Below are 19474 nucleotides of genomic sequence, written 5' to 3' on the forward strand. Positions count from 1 at the left end.
GAAAGCGGTTCCTGCACTTAAAACAGAAATGCTTACCCGCAAAAAAAATAATTAGTGGGAGTACATCTTCATGCAAGCGACCAAGCCGACCCATGTCCGCTATTTGATCCTGCTCATGCTGTTTCTGGTGACCACGATCAACTACGCCGACCGGGCCACTATCGCCATCGCCGGCTCCAGCCTGCAAAAAGACCTCGGTATCAGCGCGGTCACCCTCGGTTATATCTTCTCCGCATTCGGTTGGGCCTACGTGGCCGGGCAAATCCCCGGTGGCTGGTTGCTGGATCGGTTCGGCTCGAAAAAAGTCTATGCCCTGAGCATCTTCACCTGGTCGCTGTTCACCATTCTGCAAGGCTATGTCGGCGAGTTTGGCGTTTCCACCGCGATCGTCGCGCTGTTTATGCTGCGCTTTCTGGTGGGCTTGGCGGAAGCGCCGTCGTTCCCCGGTAATGCGCGCATTGTGGCCGGCTGGTTCCCCACCGCCGAACGCGGTACGGCTTCGGCGATCTTCAACTCGGCGCAATACTTCGCCACGGTGCTGTTCGCGCCGCTGATGGGCTGGATCGTCTACACCTTCGGCTGGCAGCACGTGTTTATCGTGATGGGCGGGATTGGCGTGCTGTTCTCGCTGATCTGGCTGAAAATTATCCACAGCCCGCGCCAACACCCGATGATCAACGAGGCCGAACTCAAGTACATCTGCGAGAACGGTGCGATGGTCGACATGGACCAGGAGAAGACCAAGGGCCAGAAAACCGACGGTCCGAAATGGGACTACATCCGCCAGCTGCTGACCAACCGCATGATGCTCGGCGTGTACCTGGGCCAGTACTGCATCAATGGCATCACCTATTTCTTCCTGACCTGGTTCCCGGTGTACCTGGTGCAGGAGCGTGGCATGACCATCCTCAAGGCGGGGTTCATTGCTTCTCTGCCGGCCATCTGCGGGTTTATCGGCGGGGTGTTGGGTGGTTTGATTTCCGATTATCTGCTGCGCAAAGGCCATTCCCTGACGTTTGCGCGCAAGGCGCCGATCATTGGCGGGTTGCTGGTGTCGTGCAGCATCGTGGCGTGCAACTACGTGGATATCGAATGGATGGTGGTGGGCTTCATGGCATTGGCCTTCTTCGGTAAAGGCGTTGGCGCACTGGGTTGGGCGGTGGTGTCTGACACCTCGCCGAAACAAATCGCCGGCCTCAGTGGCGGTCTGTTCAATATGTTTGGCAACCTGGCCTCCATCAGCACACCGATTGTGATCGGCTACATCATCGCCACCACCGGCTCGTTCAAGTGGGCCCTGGTGTTCGTCGGCGCCAACGCCTTGCTGGCGGTGTTCAGCTACTTGGTGATCGTCGGCCCGATCAAGCGTGTGGTGCTCAAAGAGCCGCCCAGCAGCAAAGGGCCTGAGCTGACCCAATTTATTCAAGCGCATTCCTGAGGGGCGATGTAATGCAGTTGATTGAACATGCCGACTCGCCGCGCTCGATCCGTTTGCACGAGCGCGACAACGTAGTGATCGTGGTCAACGATCAAGGCGTACCGGCCGGGACCGAGTTCCCGGACGGCCTGGTGACTGTGGACTTCATCCCGCAGAGCCACAAGGTGACCCTGGAAGATATCCCTGAAGGCGGTCAGATTATTCGCTACGGACAGACCATTGGTTACGCCCTGGCGCCGATTCCACGTGGCAGTTGGGTGCAGGAAGACCAACTGCGCATGCCCACCGCGCCGCCGCTGGACAGCCTGCCGCTGTCTACCGAAGTGCCTGAAACCCAGGCGCCGCTGGAAGGTTTTACGTTTGAGGGTTACCGCAACGCCGACGGCACCGTGGGCACGCGCAATATTCTGGGCATCACCACCACGGTGCAGTGCGTCACCGGTGTGCTGGACCATGCGGTCAAGCGCATCAAGGATGAATTGCTGCCCAAATACCCGAACGTCGATGACGTGGTGGCGCTGACCCACAGCTACGGCTGTGGCGTGGCGATCACGGCAACAGACGCGTACATCCCGATCCGCACCGTGCGCAACCTAGCGCGTAACCCGAACCTGGGGGGCGAAGCGCTGGTGATCAGCCTGGGCTGCGAGAAGCTGCAGGCCGGGCAGGTGATGCACGACAACGACAGCTCTGTCGACCTCAGTGAGCCATGGCTGTATCGGCTGCAGGATTCCAGCCATGGGTTTACCGAGATGATCGAGCAGATCATGGGCCTGGCCGAAGTTCGCTTGAAAAAACTCGACCAGCGCCGTCGCGAAACCGTGCCGGCGTCGGAGCTGATTCTGGGCATGCAGTGCGGCGGCAGTGATGCGTTTTCCGGCATTACCGCCAACCCGGCGCTGGGGTTTGCCTCGGATCTGCTGTTGCGGGCCGGGGCGACGGTGATGTTTTCCGAAGTGACTGAAGTGCGTGACGCCATTTACCTGCTGACCGCTCGTGCCCAGAGCAAAGAAGTGGCCCAAGCGCTGGTCAGGGAAATGGACTGGTACGACCGCTACCTGGCCAAAGGCGAGGCAGATCGAAGCGCCAATACCACGCCGGGCAACAAGAAGGGTGGGTTGTCGAATATCGTCGAGAAGTCCCTGGGCTCTATCGTCAAGTCGGGCAGCAGCGCGATCACTGGCGTGCTTGGCCCGGGCGAGCGTTTCACGGGCAAAGGCCTGATCTTTTGCGCCACACCAGCCAGTGATTTTGTCTGCGGCACCTTGCAACTGGCGGCCGGGATGAACCTGCATGTGTTCACCACCGGGCGTGGCACGCCGTATGGGCTGGCGATGGCGCCGGTGGTGAAGGTTTCGACGCGTACGGAATTGGCGCAACGCTGGCCGGACCTGATCGATATCGACGCCGGACGCATCGCCACCGGGCGTGCGAGCATTGAGGAATTGGGCTGGGAGTTGTTCCACTTCTACCTGGATGTGGCCAGCGGCAAGAAGCAGACGTGGGCGGAGCGACATAAGCTGCACAACGACATTACGCTGTTCAACCCGGCGCCCATCACCTGAGACCGACGCGGCCCCTGTGGGAGCAGGCTTGCCTGCGACAGCGCAGTGTCAGCAACCCATGTGCTGACTGACACACTGCAATCGCAGGCAAGCCTGCTCCCACATTTGATTAGTGAATACCTTCAAATGTGGGAGGGGGCTTGCCCCCGAAGGCGGCCTACCAGACGCCGCACAGCCGCATGGCTTATCATTAGCCACCTGACGACACCCACCAAGGTTCTCCCCGGCATGCTGGCTATCTTCCTCACCACCCTCACCATCACCGCGCCGGTGTTTGCCATGCTGTTTCTGGGTGTGCTGCTCAAGCGCATCAACTGGATCAACGACAACTTTATCCACACCGCCTCCTCCCTTGTCTTCAACGTGACCATGCCGGCGCTGCTGTTCCTGGGCATCCTGCACGCCGACCTGCACGCGGCGCTCAAGCCAGGTCTGCTGATCTACTTTGCTGTCGCCACATTGCTGAGCTTTGCATTGGCCTGGGGCTGGGCGATCTATCGTTGCCCGCGCGTAGACCGCGGTATCTACACCCAGGGTGCGTTTCGCGGTAACAACGGCGTGATCGGCCTGGCGCTGGCGGCCAGCATGTATGGCGACTACGGCATTTCCCTGGGCGCGATCCTCGCGGCGCTGGTGATTCTGTTCTACAACACCCTGTCGACCATCGTGCTGGCGGTGTACAGCCCGGTGATCAAGTCCGACCCGTGGAGCATCTTCAAAAGCGTGGTGGCCAACCCGCTGATCATCAGCGTGATTGCGGCCGCACCGTTCGCGATTTTCAAGATCGGCCTGCCGGGGTGGCTGAAGTCGTCCGGGCAATACCTGGCGGACATGACCTTGCCGCTGGCATTGATCTGCATCGGCGGCACCTTGTCGCTGGCGGCCTTGCGCAAAAGCGGAAGCATGGCCCTGAGTGCCAGCCTGGTGAAGATGATCGGTTTGCCGCTAGTTGCGACGCTGGGCGCATGGCTGCTGGGCTTCAGGGGCCCGGAGCTGGGGATTCTGTTTTTGTACTTTGGCGCACCGACCGCGGCGGCGAGTTTTGTCATGGCCAGGGCGGCCGAGGGCAATCATGAGCTGGCGGCGGCGATTATTGTGATTACGACCTTGATGGCGGCGGTGACCACCAATATCGGGATATTTGTGTTGCAGGCGGGTGGCTGGATCTGAAGGTTGCGGCAGGCTAGCCAGCTCCCACCGTTTGATCTGTGAATACAGTCAACGGTGGGAGCTGGCTTGCCTGCGATGACTATCCAGCCGTCACGGCTTATCCGCCTGATACGCCTCAATCACTTCCTGCGCCGCCCGAAACGCATCAATCGCCGCCGGCACGCCGGCATACACCGCGCAATGCAGCAGTGCTTCGCGAATCTCTTCCACTGTGCAGCCATTGTTCAGCGCGCCGCGCACGTGGCCCTTGAGTTCCTGCGGGCACTTGAGGGCGGTGAGGGCGGCCAGTGTGATCAGGCTGCGCGTCTTCAACGACAGGCCTTCGCGGTTCCACACGCTGCCCCATGCATGCTCATTGACGAAATCCTGCAGCGGCTGGGTGAACTCGGTGGCATTGCCCAGGGCGCGGTCGACGAACACATCGCCCATGACCTGGCGACGCATTTCAACCCCGGACTTTTTCTGTTCGGTCATTGCGATTCCCTCTTGTGTTGGCGGCGCCAGGCTTGCAGCGAGGTGAACAACACAAACGCGACCAGCGCTGGCAGGACGTAATACAGCATCAATTGTTCAAGCCGGGTGGCCAGCGGCATGCCGAAGGTGAACGACACCACATGCAGCCCATACGCCAGATACAACCCCAGAAACACCAGGCCTTCAGCGCGGGTGACGCGGTAGCCGCTGTAGAACACCGGCAGGCACAACACCACCACGCCGAGCATCACCGGCAAGTCGAAATCCAGTGCGTTGGGCGACACCGACAACGGCGAGGGCGCCACCAGCGCGGTGAACCCCAGCACGCCGAGCAGGTTGAACAGGTTGCTGCCGATCACGTTGCCCACGGCAATTTCGCGCTCGCCGCGCAACGCGGCAATCAGCGAGGTGGCCAGGCACGGCAGCGAGGTGCCGACACCGATCAGCGTCAAGCCGATGATGCGTTCGGACAGGCCCAGGTCGCTTGCCACATCCACCGCTGCGCCCAGCAGCAAATGCCCGGCCAGCACCAGAATCAACAACCCGCCCAGCATCAACAACGCGCTGCTCAGCCAGGGCGCGCGGGCCACCGTGTCCAGCGTGCGCGGACGGCGGGAATGGCGGGTCTGGTAGTGCAACACACCGAGGTAAGCTATCAGCGCAACCACTAAAAAGAGGCCGTCGAGCGGTGTCAGTTCTTCATTGGCGGCCAGGGTGAACACCAAGAGGCCGGCGAAAATCATCACCGGGATGTCCAGCCGCACCAGCTGCCGAGAGACGCGCAGCGGAATGATCAACGCCGCCAGGCCCAGGGTGACGAGGGTGTTGAAGATACTGCTGCCGATGACGCTGCCCACGGCGATATCGGTATTGCCGGCCAGGGTGGCCTGCAGGCTGACGGTCATCTGCGGCGCACTGCTGCCGAAAGCGACGATGCTCAAGCCGATAATCAGTGGCCGCACCTTGAGGCTGGCTGCCAGGCGCACGGCGGCGCGCACCAGGATTTCGGCGCCGACGATCAGCAACACCAGGCCGCTGATCAGTTCGATCAGGCTCCAGGGCGAGAGGGCGGTTAATCCGAAAATGGCCAGGGCTCCTTTATCAGTTGCTCAGCGCCTGCACGCGAACCCGTGCAGTGCCGCTGCCCAGCATACCGAGTTGTTCGGCAGCCTTGCGTGAAACGTCGATCAGGCGCCCACGGGTATGCGGACCGCGATCATTGATGCGCACGACCACGGATCTGTTGTTGTTGAGATTGGTCACCTTGACCTGAGTGCCGAAGGGCAGACGCCGATGGGCGGCGGTCAGGGTGTTCTGGTTGAAGGGTTCACCGCTGGCAGTCTTGTTGCCATGGTGCTTGGCGCCGTAATAGGAGGCGGTGCCGGTTTCGTCGTAGCCGTTGGGGTCGATGAGGCCGCTGGCGCAACCGGCCAACGCAGAGAACAGGGCCAGGAGGCCGAGTAGACGCTTCACTTTAAGTAAGTCCCCATTATAAATGTGGGAGCTGGCTTGCCTGCGATGCAGGCACCTCGGTGTTTCAGTTGCACCGAGGCGATACTATCGCAGGCAAGCCAGCGCCCACATGGGTCCGAGTTGGGTAGGAAATCCCGCCCGGACCCTTTCACCGCGAATCAGCCTTCGAGCTTGCTTTTCAGCAATTCGTTCACCTGTTGCGGGTTGGCCTTGCCTTTGGAGGCTTTCATCGCCTGGCCGACAAAGAAGCCGAACATTTTGCCGCGCTTGGCTTCGTCTGCGGCGCGGTACTGTTCGACCTGTTCGGCGTTGGCCGCCAGCATTTCATCGAGCACGGCCGAGATCGCGCCGCTGTCGGTGACTTGCTTGAGGCCGCGCTTCTCGATGATCTCATCGGCGCTGCCTTCGCCTGCGGCCATCGCTTCAAACACGGTCTTGGCGATTTTGCCGGAGATGGTGTTGTCCTTGATGCGCAGCAGCATGCCGCCCAGTTGCTCGGCGGTGACAGGGGCTTCGTCGATTTCCAGGCCCTGTTTGTTCAACAGGCTGCCCAGCTCAACCATCACCCAGTTGGCCGCCAGTTTGGCGTCGCCGGCAATGCTCACGACTTTTTCGAAGTAGTTGGCTTGCTCGCGGCTGGAGGCCAGCACGCTGGCGTCGTAGACCGACAGGCCGAACTGCGCCTGGAAGCGCTCGCGTTTGTGCTGCGGCAATTCCGGCAGGGTGGCGCGGATGTCATTGAGGAACGAATCCTCAAGCACCACCGGCAACAGGTCCGGGTCGGGGAAGTAACGGTAGTCGTTGGCTTCCTCTTTGCTGCGCATGGCGCGGGTTACGTCTTTGTTCGGGTCGTACAGGCGGGTTTGCTGGATCACCTTGCCGCCGTCTTCGATCAGGTCGATCTGGCGACGCACTTCGCTGTTGATCGCTTTTTCGATGAAGCGGAACGAGTTGACGTTCTTGATCTCGCAGCGGGTGCCGAACTCGACCTGGCCCTTGGGACGGATCGACACGTTGCAGTCGCAACGCAGCGAACCTTCGGCCATGTTGCCGTCGCAGATGCCCAGGTAGCGCACCAGCGCGTGGATCGTCTTGACGTAGGCCACGGCTTCCTTGGCGCTGCGCATGTCCGGCTCGGAGACGATTTCCAGCAACGGCGTGCCGGCACGGTTCAAGTCGATGCCGGTAGCGCCCGGGAATTCTTCATGCAGACTCTTGCCGGCGTCTTCTTCCAGGTGCGCGCGGGTCACGCCGACACGTTTGATGGTGCCGTCTTCCAGTGGGATGTCCAGGTAGCCCTTGCCGACAATCGGCAGTTCCATCTGGCTGATCTGGTAGCCCTTGGGCAGGTCCGGGTAGAAGTAGTTCTTGCGCGCGAACACGTTGTGCTGGCCGATCTCGGCATCAATCGCCAGGCCGAACATCACCGCCATGCGCACCGCTTCCTGGTTCAGCACCGGCAGCACGCCGGGCATGCCCAGGTCTACCAGGCTGGCCTGGGTGTTGGGCTCTGCGCCGAACGTGGTGGCGCTACCGGAGAAAATCTTCGATTGGGTGGCGAGCTGGGTATGAATCTCCAGCCCGATCACAACTTCCCATTGCATAGTGTTCTCCTCAGAAGCCGGTAGGGGTGCGAGTGTGCCAGTCGGTGTTCAACTGGTACTGGTGCGCCACATTGAGCAGGCGGCCTTCCTGGAAATACGGGGCGAGCAATTGCACACCGACCGGCAGGCCATCGACGAAACCGGCGGGCATGGACAAGCCCGGCAAGCCCGCGAGGTTGGCGGTGATGGTGTACAGGTCTTCCAGGTACTCGGCGATCGGGTCGCCGGTCTTGGCGCCGATCTTCCAGGCCGGGTTCGGCGTGGTTGGGCCGAGGATCACGTCGACTTCTTCGAAGGCGGCCATGAAGTCGTTCTTGACCAGGCGACGGATTTTCTGCGCCTTGAGGTAGTACGCGTCGTAGTAGCCGGCGGACAGGGCGTAGGCACCGACCATGATCCGACGTTGGACTTCGGCGCCGAAGCCTTCGCCGCGCGAGCGTTTGTACAGGTCTTCGAGGCCTTTCGGGTTTTCACAGCGATAGCCGAAGCGCACGCCGTCGAAACGCGACAGGTTGGAAGAGGCTTCTGCCGGCGCGATCACGTAGTAGGCAGGAATCGCGTGCTGGTTGTTCGGCAGGCTGATTTCCTTGATCACGGCGCCGAGCTGTTCCAGCGTCTTGACGCTGTTGTGCACCCGTTCGGCGATACGCGGGTCGAGGCCGGCGCTGAAATACTCTTTCGGCACGCCAATACGCAGGCCTTTGAGCGAGGTATTGAGGCTGGCGCTGTAGTCCGGCACCGGCTCATCAATGCTGGTGGAGTCCTGCTTATCAAACCCGGCCATACCTTGTAACAAAATCGCGCAGTCTTCAGCGGTACGTGCCAGCGGGCCGCCCTGATCCAGGCTGGAGGCGTAGGCGATCATGCCCCAACGGGAAACACGACCGTAGGTCGGCTTCAAACCGGTGAGGTTGGTGAACGCGGCGGGCTGACGGATCGAGCCGCCGGTGTCGGTAGCGGTAGCCGCCGGCAGGAAGCGCGCGGCAACCGCGGCAGCCGAACCACCGGACGAACCGCCTGGCACGTGATCCAGGTTCCACGGGTTTTTCACGGCGCCGTAGTAGCTCGACTCGTTGGCCGAACCCATGGCGAATTCGTCCATGTTGGTCTTGCCCAGGGTCACGGCGCCGGCGGCGGCCAGCTTGGACACCACGGTGGCATCGTAGGGCGCTTTGAAGTTGTCGAGCATCTTCGAGCCGCAACTGGTGCGAATGCCCTGGGTGCAGAACAGGTCTTTGTGGGCGATTGGTGCGCCCAGCAGTGCGCCATTCTCACCGTTGGCGCGACGTACGTCGGCGGCCTTGGCCTGGCTCAGGGCCATTTCCTGGGTGAGGCTGATGAAGCTGTTGACCTTCGGATCAAGCTCGGCGATGCGCGCAAGCAGGGTCTTGGTCAGCTCTTCGGAAGAAAACTTTTTGTCGGCGAGACCGCGGGCGATCTCGGCCAGAGTCATGTGATGCATGAAAGGCTCTTTCCCTTTAGTCGATGACTTTCGGAACCAGGTACAGGCCGTTTTCGACCGCTGGCGCGATGGACTGGTAGGCCTCGCGATTATTTCGCTCGGTCACAACGTCTGCGCGCAGGCGCTGGCTGGCTTCCAGCGGGTGAGCCAGAGGCTCGATGCCGTCGGTATTGACGGCCTGCATTTGGTCAACCAGCCCGAGAATGCTGTTCAGGGCTGCGGTGGTCTGTGGAAGATCGGCTTCATTCAGGCCAAGCGAGGCCAGATGAGCGATTTTTTCCACGTCGGAGCGTTCAAGCGCCATGGGATTCTCCAGTGGAAAACAGAACGGAGGGCGTCCGTGTGTTAGATTGTCGGAACACTACCGCATTTCTACGGTCATATGGCCGCGATTGTGGGGGTTGGTGCACAGAAAGTCGGCCAATTTAGCACATTGGCGCCTTGCCCAAAATCCCTGTCGTTGTTAGAGTTTGCCGCACTTTTTTACCCACGCGTTGCCTAGGGTCCTTTCCCCATGTTCAAGAAACTGCGTGGCATGTTTTCCAGCGATCTTTCCATTGACCTGGGCACTGCCAACACCCTTATTTACGTGCGCGAGCGCGGTATCGTTCTGAATGAGCCATCGGTTGTGGCCATTCGGACCCATGGTAATCAGAAAAGTGTCGTTGCCGTTGGCACCGAGGCCAAGCGCATGCTCGGCCGAACACCAGGCAACATCGCTGCCATTCGTCCGATGAAGGACGGCGTGATCGCCGACTTCAGCGTCTGCGAGAAGATGCTGCAGTACTTCATCAACAAGGTTCACGAAAACAGTTTCCTGCAGCCCAGCCCTCGTGTGCTGATCTGCGTTCCGTGCAAGTCCACCCAGGTTGAGCGTCGTGCCATCCGTGAATCGGCCCTTGGCGCCGGTGCCCGCGAAGTATTCCTGATCGAAGAGCCTATGGCTGCCGCTATCGGCGCCGGCTTGCCGGTCGAAGAAGCGCGCGGTTCGATGGTGGTGGATATCGGTGGTGGTACCACTGAAATCGCCCTGATTTCCCTGAACGGTGTGGTGTACGCCGAATCCGTGCGTGTAGGCGGCGACCGTTTCGATGAAGCGATCATTACTTATGTGCGTCGTAACTACGGCAGCTTGATCGGCGAATCCACCGCCGAGCGCATCAAGCAGGAAATCGGCACCGCTTACCCGGGCGGCGAAGTTCGCGAAGTTGATGTTCGCGGTCGCAACCTGGCCGAAGGCGTTCCACGTGCTTTCACCCTGAACTCCAATGAAGTACTGGAAGCTCTGCAAGAGTCCCTGGCCACCATTGTTCAGGCAGTGAAGAGCGCTCTGGAACAATCGCCTCCGGAGCTGGCTTCCGACATCGCCGAGCGTGGCCTGGTGCTGACCGGTGGTGGCGCCTTGCTGCGCGACCTCGACAAGCTGCTGGCCCAGGAAACAGGCCTGCCGGTGATCGTCGCCGAAGACCCGCTGACCTGCGTCGCCCGTGGTGGTGGCCGTGCACTGGAAATGATGGATAAACACACCATGGACCTGCTTTCCAGCGAATAAAATTGCCGGAATGGTTCATGCTTCGCCCGCAGGCAGCACTTTGCAGTGCTGCCTGTTGGCGTTTATCTTCTTCAATCTGCATCCAGGCCGGTTTGATGCCGTATGAATAAAGAGAACATTTGCCCGGGAGGAGCGGCTTATTAAACCGCTTTTCGCCAAAGGCCCCTCATTGGGCGTGCGCTTATTGGTGCTGGTCGTGCTTTCGGTCGCGCTGATGGTGGTCGATGCCCGCTTTGCACTGCTCAAGCCCGTGCGTAGCCAGATGTCGCTGGTGTTGATGCAGACTTACTGGATCACCGACCTGCCGCAACGGCTCTATCAGGGCGTGGCCAGCCAATTCGGCAGCCGCACCGAGCTTGTCGCCGAGAACGAAAAACTCAAGACTGAAAACCTGCTGTTGCAGGGGCGCATGCAAAAGCTGGCGGCCCTCACCGAGCAGAACGTTCGGCTGCGCGAGTTGCTTAACTCTTCGGCATTGGTCAACGAGAAGGTCGAAGTGGCCGAGTTGATCGGCATGGACCCCAACCCCTTTACCCATCGCATCATCATCAACAAGGGTGAGCGCGACGGTGTGGTCCTGGGTCAACCGGTGCTCGACGCCCGTGGCCTGATGGGCCAGGTGGTCGAGTTGATGCCCTACACTTCGCGCGTATTACTGCTGACGGACACCACCCACAGCATTCCCGTGCAGGTCAACCGCAACGGTTTGCGCGCGATTGCCAGCGGTACCGGTAACCCGGAGCGTCTTGAGTTGCGCCATGTGGCCGACACTGCCGACATCAAGGAAGGCGACCTGTTGGTCAGTTCCGGCCTGGGTCAGCGGTTCCCCGCCGGTTACCCGGTAGCGACGGTCAAGGAAGTGATCCACGATTCCGGCCAGCCGTTCGCCATTGTGCGTGCGGTACCGACGGCGGCCTTGAACCGCAGCCGTTACCTGTTGCTGGTGTTCAGCGACAACCGTACGCCGGAAGAGCGTGCCAACGACGCTGCCCAGGCGCAGGAAGCAGAAGACAAGCAGAACGGTACCGCGCCGGTCATTCCTGCCACGGTGCCAAAACCAGCCTTCGTGGGGCCGCCTGCACCTGCGGCGACCTCGGTCGCGCCAGTGGCAACGCCCGTCAAACCTGCGGCCCACAGCGCCCGCTCAGCCAAACCGGCTGCGGCCAAGCCAACGGTCACCACGCCGGCCGCCACAGCGCCAGCGGCTAAACCGCCTGCCACGTCGGCAACCCGACCAGCGGCCGCAGCGCCGGCAACCACGCGGCAGAGGGAGGAATAATGGCCGGTACGCATTCGCGCAATGGCTGGATCGTCTGGCTGACCTTCGCCATCGGCTTGCTGCTCAGCGTTTCGCCGTTGCCGCAGTTCATGGAAATCCTGCGACCGCTCTGGCTCGCCTTGCTCCTGGCGTTCTGGTCGCTGACCTTGCCGCACAAGGTAGGCATGGTCACGGCGATGTGCCTGGGCTTGGCGGAAGACGTGCTCTATGGCACCTTGCTGGGCCAGAACGCGCTGATCCTGACCCTGATTACTTTCCTGGTGCTGTCATTGCAGCAGCGGTTGCGCATGTTCCCGATGTGGCAGCAGTGCCTGGTGATCCTGGTGATCTTCGGCCTGGCGCAGTTGGTGCAACTGTGGCTCAGCGCCTTGACCGGTAACCGCCAGCCGACCCTGGCCCTGGTATTGCCGGCCCTGGTCAGTGCATTGCTGTGGCCTTGGGTCAGCTTCGGCCTGCGTGGTTTACGTCGCCGCTATAAAATCAATTGAATGGATTGCGAGGCTCTGCCTGGTTATCGAACCCTACAGGGAGAGTCTGCAATGAATTCGCTTTATCTGGCCTCGGGCTCCCCAAGGCGTCGTGAACTGCTGACGCAGATCGGTGTGCCTTTCACCGTGGTCAGCGCCGCCATTGATGAAACTCCTCTTACAAACGAATCCGCCGTTGCCTACGTCGAGCGCCTTGCGCACGGCAAGGCCACGGCGGGTTTTGCTGCGCTTGAAAAGACTGCCGGCGCCTGCGTGCTGGGCGCCGACACGGCCGTGATCGTTGATGGTCAGATCCTTGGCAAACCGGTTGACCAGGCCGACGCCCTGGCGATGTTGATGGCCCTGTCGGGACGCGAGCATGAAGTCCTCACCGCCATTGCCGTCACCGACGGCGAGCGCAGCGAAACTCGATGTGTGAGCAGCCGGGTACGTTTTCGCGCTATTTCTGTCGAGGAGGCTACAACCTACTGGCGCAGCGGCGAACCTCAGGACAAGGCGGGCGGCTATGCTATCCAGGGGCTTGGATCGGTGTTTGTCGCCGGGCTCAATGGCAGCTATTCCGCCGTGGTAGGCCTGCCTGTGTGCGAAACCGCGCAACTGCTTGGTCAATTCGGCATACCCTGTTGGCAAAACCTTACCGCGCGCTGAACGCCGTATTCCAGCGCCAAGCCTTAAGCGATCGGTCACTATTGTGAAAACGCCTGAACGAGACCCAGCCATGAGTGAAGAGATTCTGATCAATATCACGCCGATGGAATCGCGCGTGGCGGTGGTAGAGAACGGTGTTCTGCAAGAAGTGCACGTCGAGCGCACCCAGAAGCGCGGCATTGTCGGCAATATCTATAAAGGCAAAGTGGTGCGCGTGTTGCCGGGCATGCAGGCGGCATTCGTCGACATCGGCCTGGACCGCGCCGCGTTTATCCACGCGTCGGAAATCTCCCTGCGCGAAGGCCCTGCGGTTGAAAGCATCAGCGCGCTGGTACACGAAGGGCAGAGCCTGGTGGTGCAAGTCACCAAGGACCCGATCGGTTCCAAGGGCGCGCGGCTGACCACTCAACTGTCGATTCCTTCGCGTTACCTCGTGTACATGCCGCGCACTGCGCATGTCGGTATTTCTTTAAAAATCGAAGACGAAGCCGAGCGTGAACGCCTGAAAAAGGTGGTCAGCGACTGCGTGGCTGCCGAGGGCATCAAGGAAGCCGGTGGTTTTATCCTGCGCACGGCCGCAGAAGGCGCCGGCGCCGATGAAATCCTCATGGATATCAGGTACCTGCGGCGCTTGTGGGACCAGATCGGCGCACAGATCAAAACCATTGGCGCGCCGAGCGTGATCTATGAAGACCTTGGCCTCGCGCTGCGCACACTGCGCGATTTGGTCAGCCCGAAAATCGAGAAAATTCGCATCGACTCGCGGGAAACCTTCCAGCGCACCACACAATTTGTCGCCGAATTGATGCCGGAAATAGCCGACCGCCTCGAGCATTACCCCGGCGAGCGGCCGATCTTCGATCTTTATGGCGTCGAAGACGAAATCCAGAAAGCCCTGGAGCGTAAAGTGCCGCTCAAATCCGGCGGCTATCTGGTCGTGGACCCGGCAGAGGCCATGACCACCATTGACGTCAACACCGGCGCGTTTGTCGGCCACCGCAATCTCGAAGAGACCATCTTCAAGACCAACCTCGAAGCCGCCACCGCGATTGCCCGCCAACTGCGCCTGCGCAACCTGGGCGGCATCATCATCATTGACTTCATCGACATGGAAGACGAAGAGCACCAGCGCCAGGTGCTGCGTACCCTCGAGAAGCAACTGGAGCGCGATCACGCCAAGACCAACATCATCGGCATCACCGAGCTGGGCCTGGTGCAGATGACCCGCAAGCGTACCCGCGAAAGCCTTGAGCAAGTGCTCTGCGAACCCTGCAGCAGCTGCCAGGGGCGCGGCAAGCTGAAGACCCCGGAAACGGTTTGCTACGAGATTTTCCGCGAAATCTTACGGGAGGCACGCGCCTATCAAGCCGAAGGTTATAGAGTGCTCGCCAACCAGAAAGTCGTCGATCGGTTACTGGATGAAGAGTCTGGTAACGTCGCTGAACTGGAGGGTTTTATCGGGCGCACGATTCGCTTCCAGGTCGAAACCATGTATTCCCAGGAACAATATGACGTGGTGCTGCTCTGATCCCCAATCGCTTAATTTCTTCGAGAACGGCAGACCTTGATCTGCCGTCCGTCCACTGCTTTGAGGGTCGCCTGACATGGAGCGTCTGATACGCTTTTTTGCCGCTTTGACCCGTTGGGGCCTGGGCTTGTGTGCCTTGCTGCTGGTGTTGGCTGCGGTGTACGTGAGCCTGGGTCGTGAATTGACTCCGCTGGTGGCTGAATACCGCGCCGAAATCGAAGCCAAGGCTCAGGCTGCGGTGGACATGCCCGTGCAAATCGGCAGCCTTGAAGGCCGCTGGAGCGGTTTCGCTCCTGTGTTGCTGGCTCACGACGTGATGGTCGGCGAGGGCAGCAGTGCCTTGCGCCTGGACCAGGTTGAGGTGGTGCCGGATATCTGGGCCAGCCTGATGGCCCGCGAAGTGCGTATAGCCCACCTGGAAGTCAGCGGGCTGCAGTTGAGCGTCAAGGAAGACAAGGACGGCCACTGGGCGCTCCAAGGCCTGCCGGTGCAAGATGACCAACCGTTGGACCCTGAGCAGTTGCTGACGCGCATGCAGATGGTCAAGCGCGTGTCCTTGCTCGATAGCCAGGTCACGCTGCAACCGTTCGGCCAGGCGCCGCTGACCCTGACTTACGTGGGCCTGAGCCTGCACACCGGCGCCAATCGCCAGCGCCTCGATGCGCGCTTGACCCTGCCGGATGGCCAGCCACTGGCTGTAAACCTGCGTACCCGTATTCGCGCCAGCGCTTGGAAAGACGGTGAAGTCCAGGCTTACCTGAGCCTGCCGCAAAGCGACTGGGCCAAATGGATACCCGCCAGGCTGACCCAGCAATGGAACGTCACGCAGTTCAAGGCCGGCGGCGAATTCTGGCTGACCTGGGCCAAAGGCACCGTGCAAAGCGCGGTGGCGCGTCTGAACTCACCCCAGCTCAAAGGCAGCTACGCCAACCGCAAGCCGGTCCATATCGAAAACCTTGCCCTTACGGCTTATCTGCAACGCAGTGAAAGCGGCCTCAACGTGCTGTTTGACTCGCTGGCGATGAACATTGGTGAAACGCGCTGGGAGTCGCGCCTGCAATTGCAGCAGAGCCTGGCTACCGACAAGGATCTGGAGGTCTGGAAACTGCAGGCCGACCGCCTTGACCTGACGCCGATCACGCCGCTGCTGAATGCCTTGGCGCCCCTGCCGGAAGGCTTTGCCAAAACCGTCGAACACCTCAAGGCCACTGGCGTGCTGCGCAACGTGCTGGTGGATTTTCGCCCCCAGGATACGAGCGATCAGAAGGTCAGTTTTGCCGCCAACCTCGAGCGCATCGGGTTTGATGCCTACTTCGGCGCACCGGCTGCGCGCAACGTGTCCGGCAGTATCAGCGGCGACCTGGGGCACGGTGAGTTGCGCATGGACAGCAAGGACTTCTCCTTGCACCTGTACCCGATCTTTGCCAAACCGTGGCAGTACATCCAGGCCAATGCACGCCTGACGTGGAAGCTGGATAAAGAAGGTTTCACCCTGATCGCCCCCTACATCAAGGTGCTCGGCGAAGAAGGCAAGGTTGCGGCAGACTTCCTGATTCGTCTGCATTTCGACCATAGCCAGGAAGACTATATGGACCTGCGGGTCGGCATGGTCGATGGCGATGGCCGTTTTACACCCAAGTATTTGCCGGCGGTATTGAGCCCGTCGTTGGATGAGTGGTTGCGCACAGCGATTCTCAAAGGCGCGGTTGACCAAGGTTTCTTCCAGTACCAAGGTTCGCTGAACCACGACGCGCTGCCGGCTGCGCGCAATATCAGCCTGTTCTTCAAGGTGCACGATGCCGAACTGGCGTTCCAGCCAGGCTGGCCGCATGTGAGCAAGGTCAATGGCGAAGTGTTTGTCGAGGAGAGCGGCGTGCGCATCCTGGCGAGCAAGGGCCAATTGCTCGACACCAAGGTCAAGGACGTTTACGTCAATATTCCTCACGCGCCAGCCGGTAAAGACAGTCATCTGCTGATCACCGGTGGATTCGCAGGTGGCCTGGGGGATGGCTTGAAGATCCTTCAGGACGCGCCGATCGGCACTGGCTCGACGTTTGCCGGCTGGAAAGGCGAGGGCGACCTGCAAGGCAAGCTGGACCTGGATATTCCGCTGGTCAAAGGCACCGAACCCAAGATCGTGGTGGATTTCCAGACCGACAAGTCCCGCCTGCAATTGGCCGAGCCGACTCTGGATTTGAGCCAGCTCAAGGGCGATTTCCGCTTCGACAGCACCAAGGGACTGAGTGGCCAGAACATCTCCGCCCAGGCGTTTGATCGTCCGATCACGGCGCAGATCGTTGCTGATGGCAAACCGGGCACTATCAGCACGCGTATCACCGCCAAGGGGCAGGTCACGGTCAAGCGCCTGACGGACTGGTTGAAAATTAGCCAGCCGCTGCCGGTGTCCGGCGATATCCCCTACCAATTGCAAGTGACACTGGACGGCGCCGACAGCCAACTGATGGTCAGTTCCAACATGAAAGGCGTAGCGGTCGATCTGCCCGCACCGTTTGGCATGCCCGCCAGCCAGGGGCGCGACAGCGTATTCCGCATGACCTTGCAGGGGGCCGAGCGCCGCTACTGGTTCGATTATGGCGAGCTGGCGAGCTTCACCTTTGCGTCGCCTCCGGACAAATTCAATGAGGGTCGCGGGGAGTTGTTCCTGGGGGACGGTGATGCCGTGCTGCCGGCTGCCAAAGGCTTGCGCATTCGTGGCGTGCTGTCGGAGCTGGATATAGACCCGTGGAAAAAACTGGTCGACCGTTACGCCGGCAATGACCCAGGCGGCAATGCCAAGCAACTGCTCAGCGGTGCTGATTTCAAGGTGGGCAAGTTGAGCGGTTTTGGTACCCAGTTTGACCAGGTCAACCTGCAACTTGACCGCAAACCGGCCGCATGGGGGCTGCAGTTCGACAGTCAACAAGCCAAAGGTGCTGTGAACCTTCCTGATGCCAAGGGCGCGCCTATTGCAATCAACCTGCAGTACGTGAAGTTGCCGGCGGTGGATCCGAAGGCACAGGCCGACGAAAACGCGCCAGACCCGTTGGCGGATGTCGACCCCAAGGACATTCCAGCACTGGATATCTCTATCAATCAACTGTTCCAGGGGCCGGACTTGGTGGGCGCCTGGTCACTGAAAGTACGGCCGACGGCCAAAGGCCTGGCCTTCAACAATCTGGACCTTGGCCTCAAAGGCATGCAGCTCAACGGCGCTGGTGGTTGGGAAGGCGCGCCGGGTAACAGCAGCAGTTGGTACAAAGGACGCCTGGATGGCAAGAACATCGCCGATGTGCTCAAAGGCTGGGGGTTCGCGCCGACGGTAACCAGTGAAGACTTCCATCTGGATGTGGACGGGCGCTGGCCGGGCTCGCCGGCTTGGGTCGGTCCCAAGCGTTTCTCCGGTAGCCTGGATGCAGCGTTCCGCAAAGGCCAGTTCGTTGAGGTCGAAGGTGGCGCGCAGGCTCTGCGGGTATTTGGCTTGCTGAACTTCAACTCCATCGGGCGCCGTTTGCGTCTGGACTTCTCGGACTTGCTTGGCAAAGGTTTGAGCTATGACCGGGTCAAAGGCTTGCTCGCGGCCAGCAATGGCGTGTTCGTGACGCGTGAACCCATCACCATGACCGGGCCTTCCACCAACCTGGAGCTCAACGGCACGCTGGACCTGGTAGCCGACCGCGTCGACGCCAAGCTGCTGGTCACGTTGCCGGTGACCAATAACCTGCCGATCGCCGCTTTGATTGTCGGTGCACCGGCCATTGGTGGCGCGCTGTTTTTGATCGACAAGTTGATTGGCGATCGTGTTTCGCGTTTCGCCAGCGTGCAGTACAAGGTGCAAGGGCCATGGAAGGATCCAAAAATCACCTTCGACAAGCCATTTGAAAAACCAAACTGAGAGGCTGTGGAGTAGCATGGCCGCATGCCCTTTTCGGAGTGTCGGCCTATGTCCTTTGCGGTAATTCAGATGGTCAGCCAGAGCGATGTTCTGGCCAACCTGGCCCAGGCCAGGCGCTTGCTGGAGCAAGCGGCGGCGGGCGGCGCGAAGCTGGCGGTACTGCCGGAGAACTTCGCCGCCATGGGCCGCCGTGACGTAGCCGATCTCGGCCGCGCCGAAGCTTTGGGTGAAGGCCCGATCCTGCCGTGGTTGAAACAGACCGCTCGCGACCTCACCTTATGGATAGTGGCCGGTACTTTGCCGTTGCCGCCCAAGGACCAACCCAACGCCAAGTCCAATGCTTGCTCGCTGTTGATCGATGATCAGGGCGAAATCGTCGCCCGTTACGACAAGCTGCACTTGTTCGATGTGGATGTAGCTGATGCGCGGGGTCGTTATCGCGAATCTGACGACTATGCTTTCGGGAGCAATGTGGTGGTAGCGGACACGCCGGTGGGGCGATTGGGCCTGACGGTGTGCTACGACCTGCGGTTCCCGGAGCTGTACAGCGAATTGCGCGCGGCGGGGGCTGAATTGATTACCGCCCCCTCGGCCTTTACCGCGGTGACGGGTGCTGCGCATTGGGACGTACTGATACGGGCGCGAGCCATTGAAACCCAGTGCTACTTGCTGGCAGCTGCCCAAGGCGGCGTACACCCAGGCCCACGGGAAACCTTTGGCCACGCAGCGATTGTCGACCCTTGGGGGCGCGTGCTGACACAACAGGATCAGGGCGAAGCGGTGTTGTTGGCCGAACGCGATAGCAATGAACAAGCGTCGATACGGGCGCGCATGCCGGTGGTCAACCATCGGCGCTTTTTCTCGCAGGGCGCGCTGCGGCCTGCTTCGGAACGATGAATTT

General features: G+C 60.6%; 16 protein-coding genes. 10 read left to right on the forward strand and 6 right to left on the reverse strand.

What is annotated here, in order from left to right:
• Positions 1-70 precede the first annotated feature (70 nt).
• The 3 genes from NTD89_RS08405 to NTD89_RS08415 all read left to right on the forward strand — a co-directional run bounded on the left by NTD89_RS08405 (position 71) and on the right by NTD89_RS08415 (position 4173).
• Positions 71-1438 (forward strand): MFS transporter, encoded by a 1368-nt coding sequence (locus NTD89_RS08405; RefSeq protein WP_262207084.1) that lies wholly within the window; start codon positions 71-73, stop codon positions 1436-1438.
• Between the two features lie 11 nt (positions 1439-1449).
• Positions 1450-3003: a galactarate dehydratase gene (gene garD / locus NTD89_RS08410; protein WP_262207086.1), complete on the forward strand. Its 1554-nt coding sequence runs from the start codon at positions 1450-1452 to the stop codon at positions 3001-3003.
• Positions 3004-3231: 228 nt separating this feature from the next.
• Complete coding sequence (locus NTD89_RS08415) at positions 3232-4173, forward strand: AEC family transporter (protein WP_262207088.1); 942 nt, start codon at positions 3232-3234, stop codon at positions 4171-4173.
• A gap of 90 nt (positions 4174-4263) precedes the next feature.
• On the opposite strand, the gene NTD89_RS08420 is transcribed toward NTD89_RS08415, so the two are convergent.
• The 6 genes from NTD89_RS08420 to gatC form a co-directional block, all read right to left on the reverse strand.
• Positions 4264-4647 carry a carboxymuconolactone decarboxylase family protein gene (locus tag NTD89_RS08420; protein ID WP_262207089.1) on the reverse strand — a complete coding sequence of 128 codons (384 nt, stop codon included), beginning with the start codon at positions 4645-4647 and terminating at the stop codon, positions 4264-4266.
• Positions 4644-5690, reverse strand: a complete 1047-nt coding sequence (locus NTD89_RS08425) for a calcium/sodium antiporter (RefSeq protein ID WP_145165304.1) — start codon at positions 5688-5690, stop codon at positions 4644-4646. The genes NTD89_RS08420 and NTD89_RS08425 overlap by 4 nt, the downstream gene beginning before the upstream one ends.
• A 58-nt stretch (positions 5691-5748) precedes the next feature.
• Positions 5749-6120 carry a septal ring lytic transglycosylase RlpA family protein gene (locus NTD89_RS08430; RefSeq protein WP_145165205.1) on the reverse strand — a complete coding sequence of 124 codons (372 nt, stop codon included), beginning with the start codon at positions 6118-6120 and terminating at the stop codon, positions 5749-5751.
• A gap of 158 nt (positions 6121-6278) precedes the next feature.
• Positions 6279-7724 carry an Asp-tRNA(Asn)/Glu-tRNA(Gln) amidotransferase subunit GatB gene (gene gatB / locus NTD89_RS08435; RefSeq protein ID WP_262207091.1) on the reverse strand — a complete coding sequence of 482 codons (1446 nt, stop codon included), beginning with the start codon at positions 7722-7724 and terminating at the stop codon, positions 6279-6281.
• 10 nt (positions 7725-7734) lie between these two features.
• Positions 7735-9186: an Asp-tRNA(Asn)/Glu-tRNA(Gln) amidotransferase subunit GatA gene (gene gatA, locus NTD89_RS08440; protein WP_262207093.1), complete on the reverse strand. Its 1452-nt coding sequence runs from the start codon at positions 9184-9186 to the stop codon at positions 7735-7737.
• Between the two features lie 16 nt (positions 9187-9202).
• Complete coding sequence (gene gatC, locus NTD89_RS08445) at positions 9203-9490, reverse strand: Asp-tRNA(Asn)/Glu-tRNA(Gln) amidotransferase subunit GatC (protein ID WP_003171764.1); 288 nt, start codon at positions 9488-9490, stop codon at positions 9203-9205.
• A 210-nt stretch (positions 9491-9700) separates the two neighbouring features.
• Here gatC and mreB point away from each other — a divergent pair, with 210 nt between their 5' ends.
• The 7 genes from mreB to NTD89_RS08480 all read left to right on the forward strand — a co-directional run bounded on the left by mreB (position 9701) and on the right by NTD89_RS08480 (position 19470).
• Positions 9701-10738 carry a rod shape-determining protein MreB gene (gene mreB, locus NTD89_RS08450; RefSeq protein WP_002555108.1) on the forward strand — a complete coding sequence of 346 codons (1038 nt, stop codon included), beginning with the start codon at positions 9701-9703 and terminating at the stop codon, positions 10736-10738.
• 139 nt (positions 10739-10877) lie between these two features.
• Positions 10878-12017 carry a rod shape-determining protein MreC gene (mreC, locus tag NTD89_RS08455; protein WP_145165199.1) on the forward strand — a complete coding sequence of 380 codons (1140 nt, stop codon included), beginning with the start codon at positions 10878-10880 and terminating at the stop codon, positions 12015-12017.
• Entirely contained in the window at positions 12017-12505 is a 489-nt protein-coding gene (gene mreD / locus NTD89_RS08460) for a rod shape-determining protein MreD (protein ID WP_017138250.1), read from the forward strand. Before mreC ends, mreD begins: the two co-directional genes overlap by 1 nt.
• 51 nt (positions 12506-12556) lie before the next feature.
• A complete protein-coding gene (locus NTD89_RS08465) occupies positions 12557-13153 on the forward strand; it encodes a Maf family protein (RefSeq protein WP_262207095.1) in 597 nt (198 codons plus the stop codon).
• Between the two features lie 70 nt (positions 13154-13223).
• A complete protein-coding gene (rng, locus tag NTD89_RS08470) occupies positions 13224-14681 on the forward strand; it encodes a ribonuclease G (RefSeq protein WP_010213134.1) in 1458 nt (485 codons plus the stop codon).
• Between the two features lie 76 nt (positions 14682-14757).
• Positions 14758-18573 (forward strand): YhdP family protein, encoded by a 3816-nt coding sequence (locus NTD89_RS08475; protein WP_262207096.1) that lies wholly within the window; start codon positions 14758-14760, stop codon positions 18571-18573.
• A 48-nt stretch (positions 18574-18621) separates the two neighbouring features.
• The gene (locus tag NTD89_RS08480; RefSeq protein WP_262207098.1) at positions 18622-19470 is read left to right on the forward strand and encodes a carbon-nitrogen hydrolase family protein; all 849 of its coding nucleotides are present in this window, start codon (positions 18622-18624) and stop codon (positions 19468-19470) included.
• Positions 19471-19474: the final 4 nt, after the last annotated feature.

Origin of the sequence: Pseudomonas sp. 14P_5.3_Bac1, assembly GCF_025466135.1 — a bacterium.
GTDB lineage: Bacteria > Pseudomonadota > Gammaproteobacteria > Pseudomonadales > Pseudomonadaceae > Aquipseudomonas.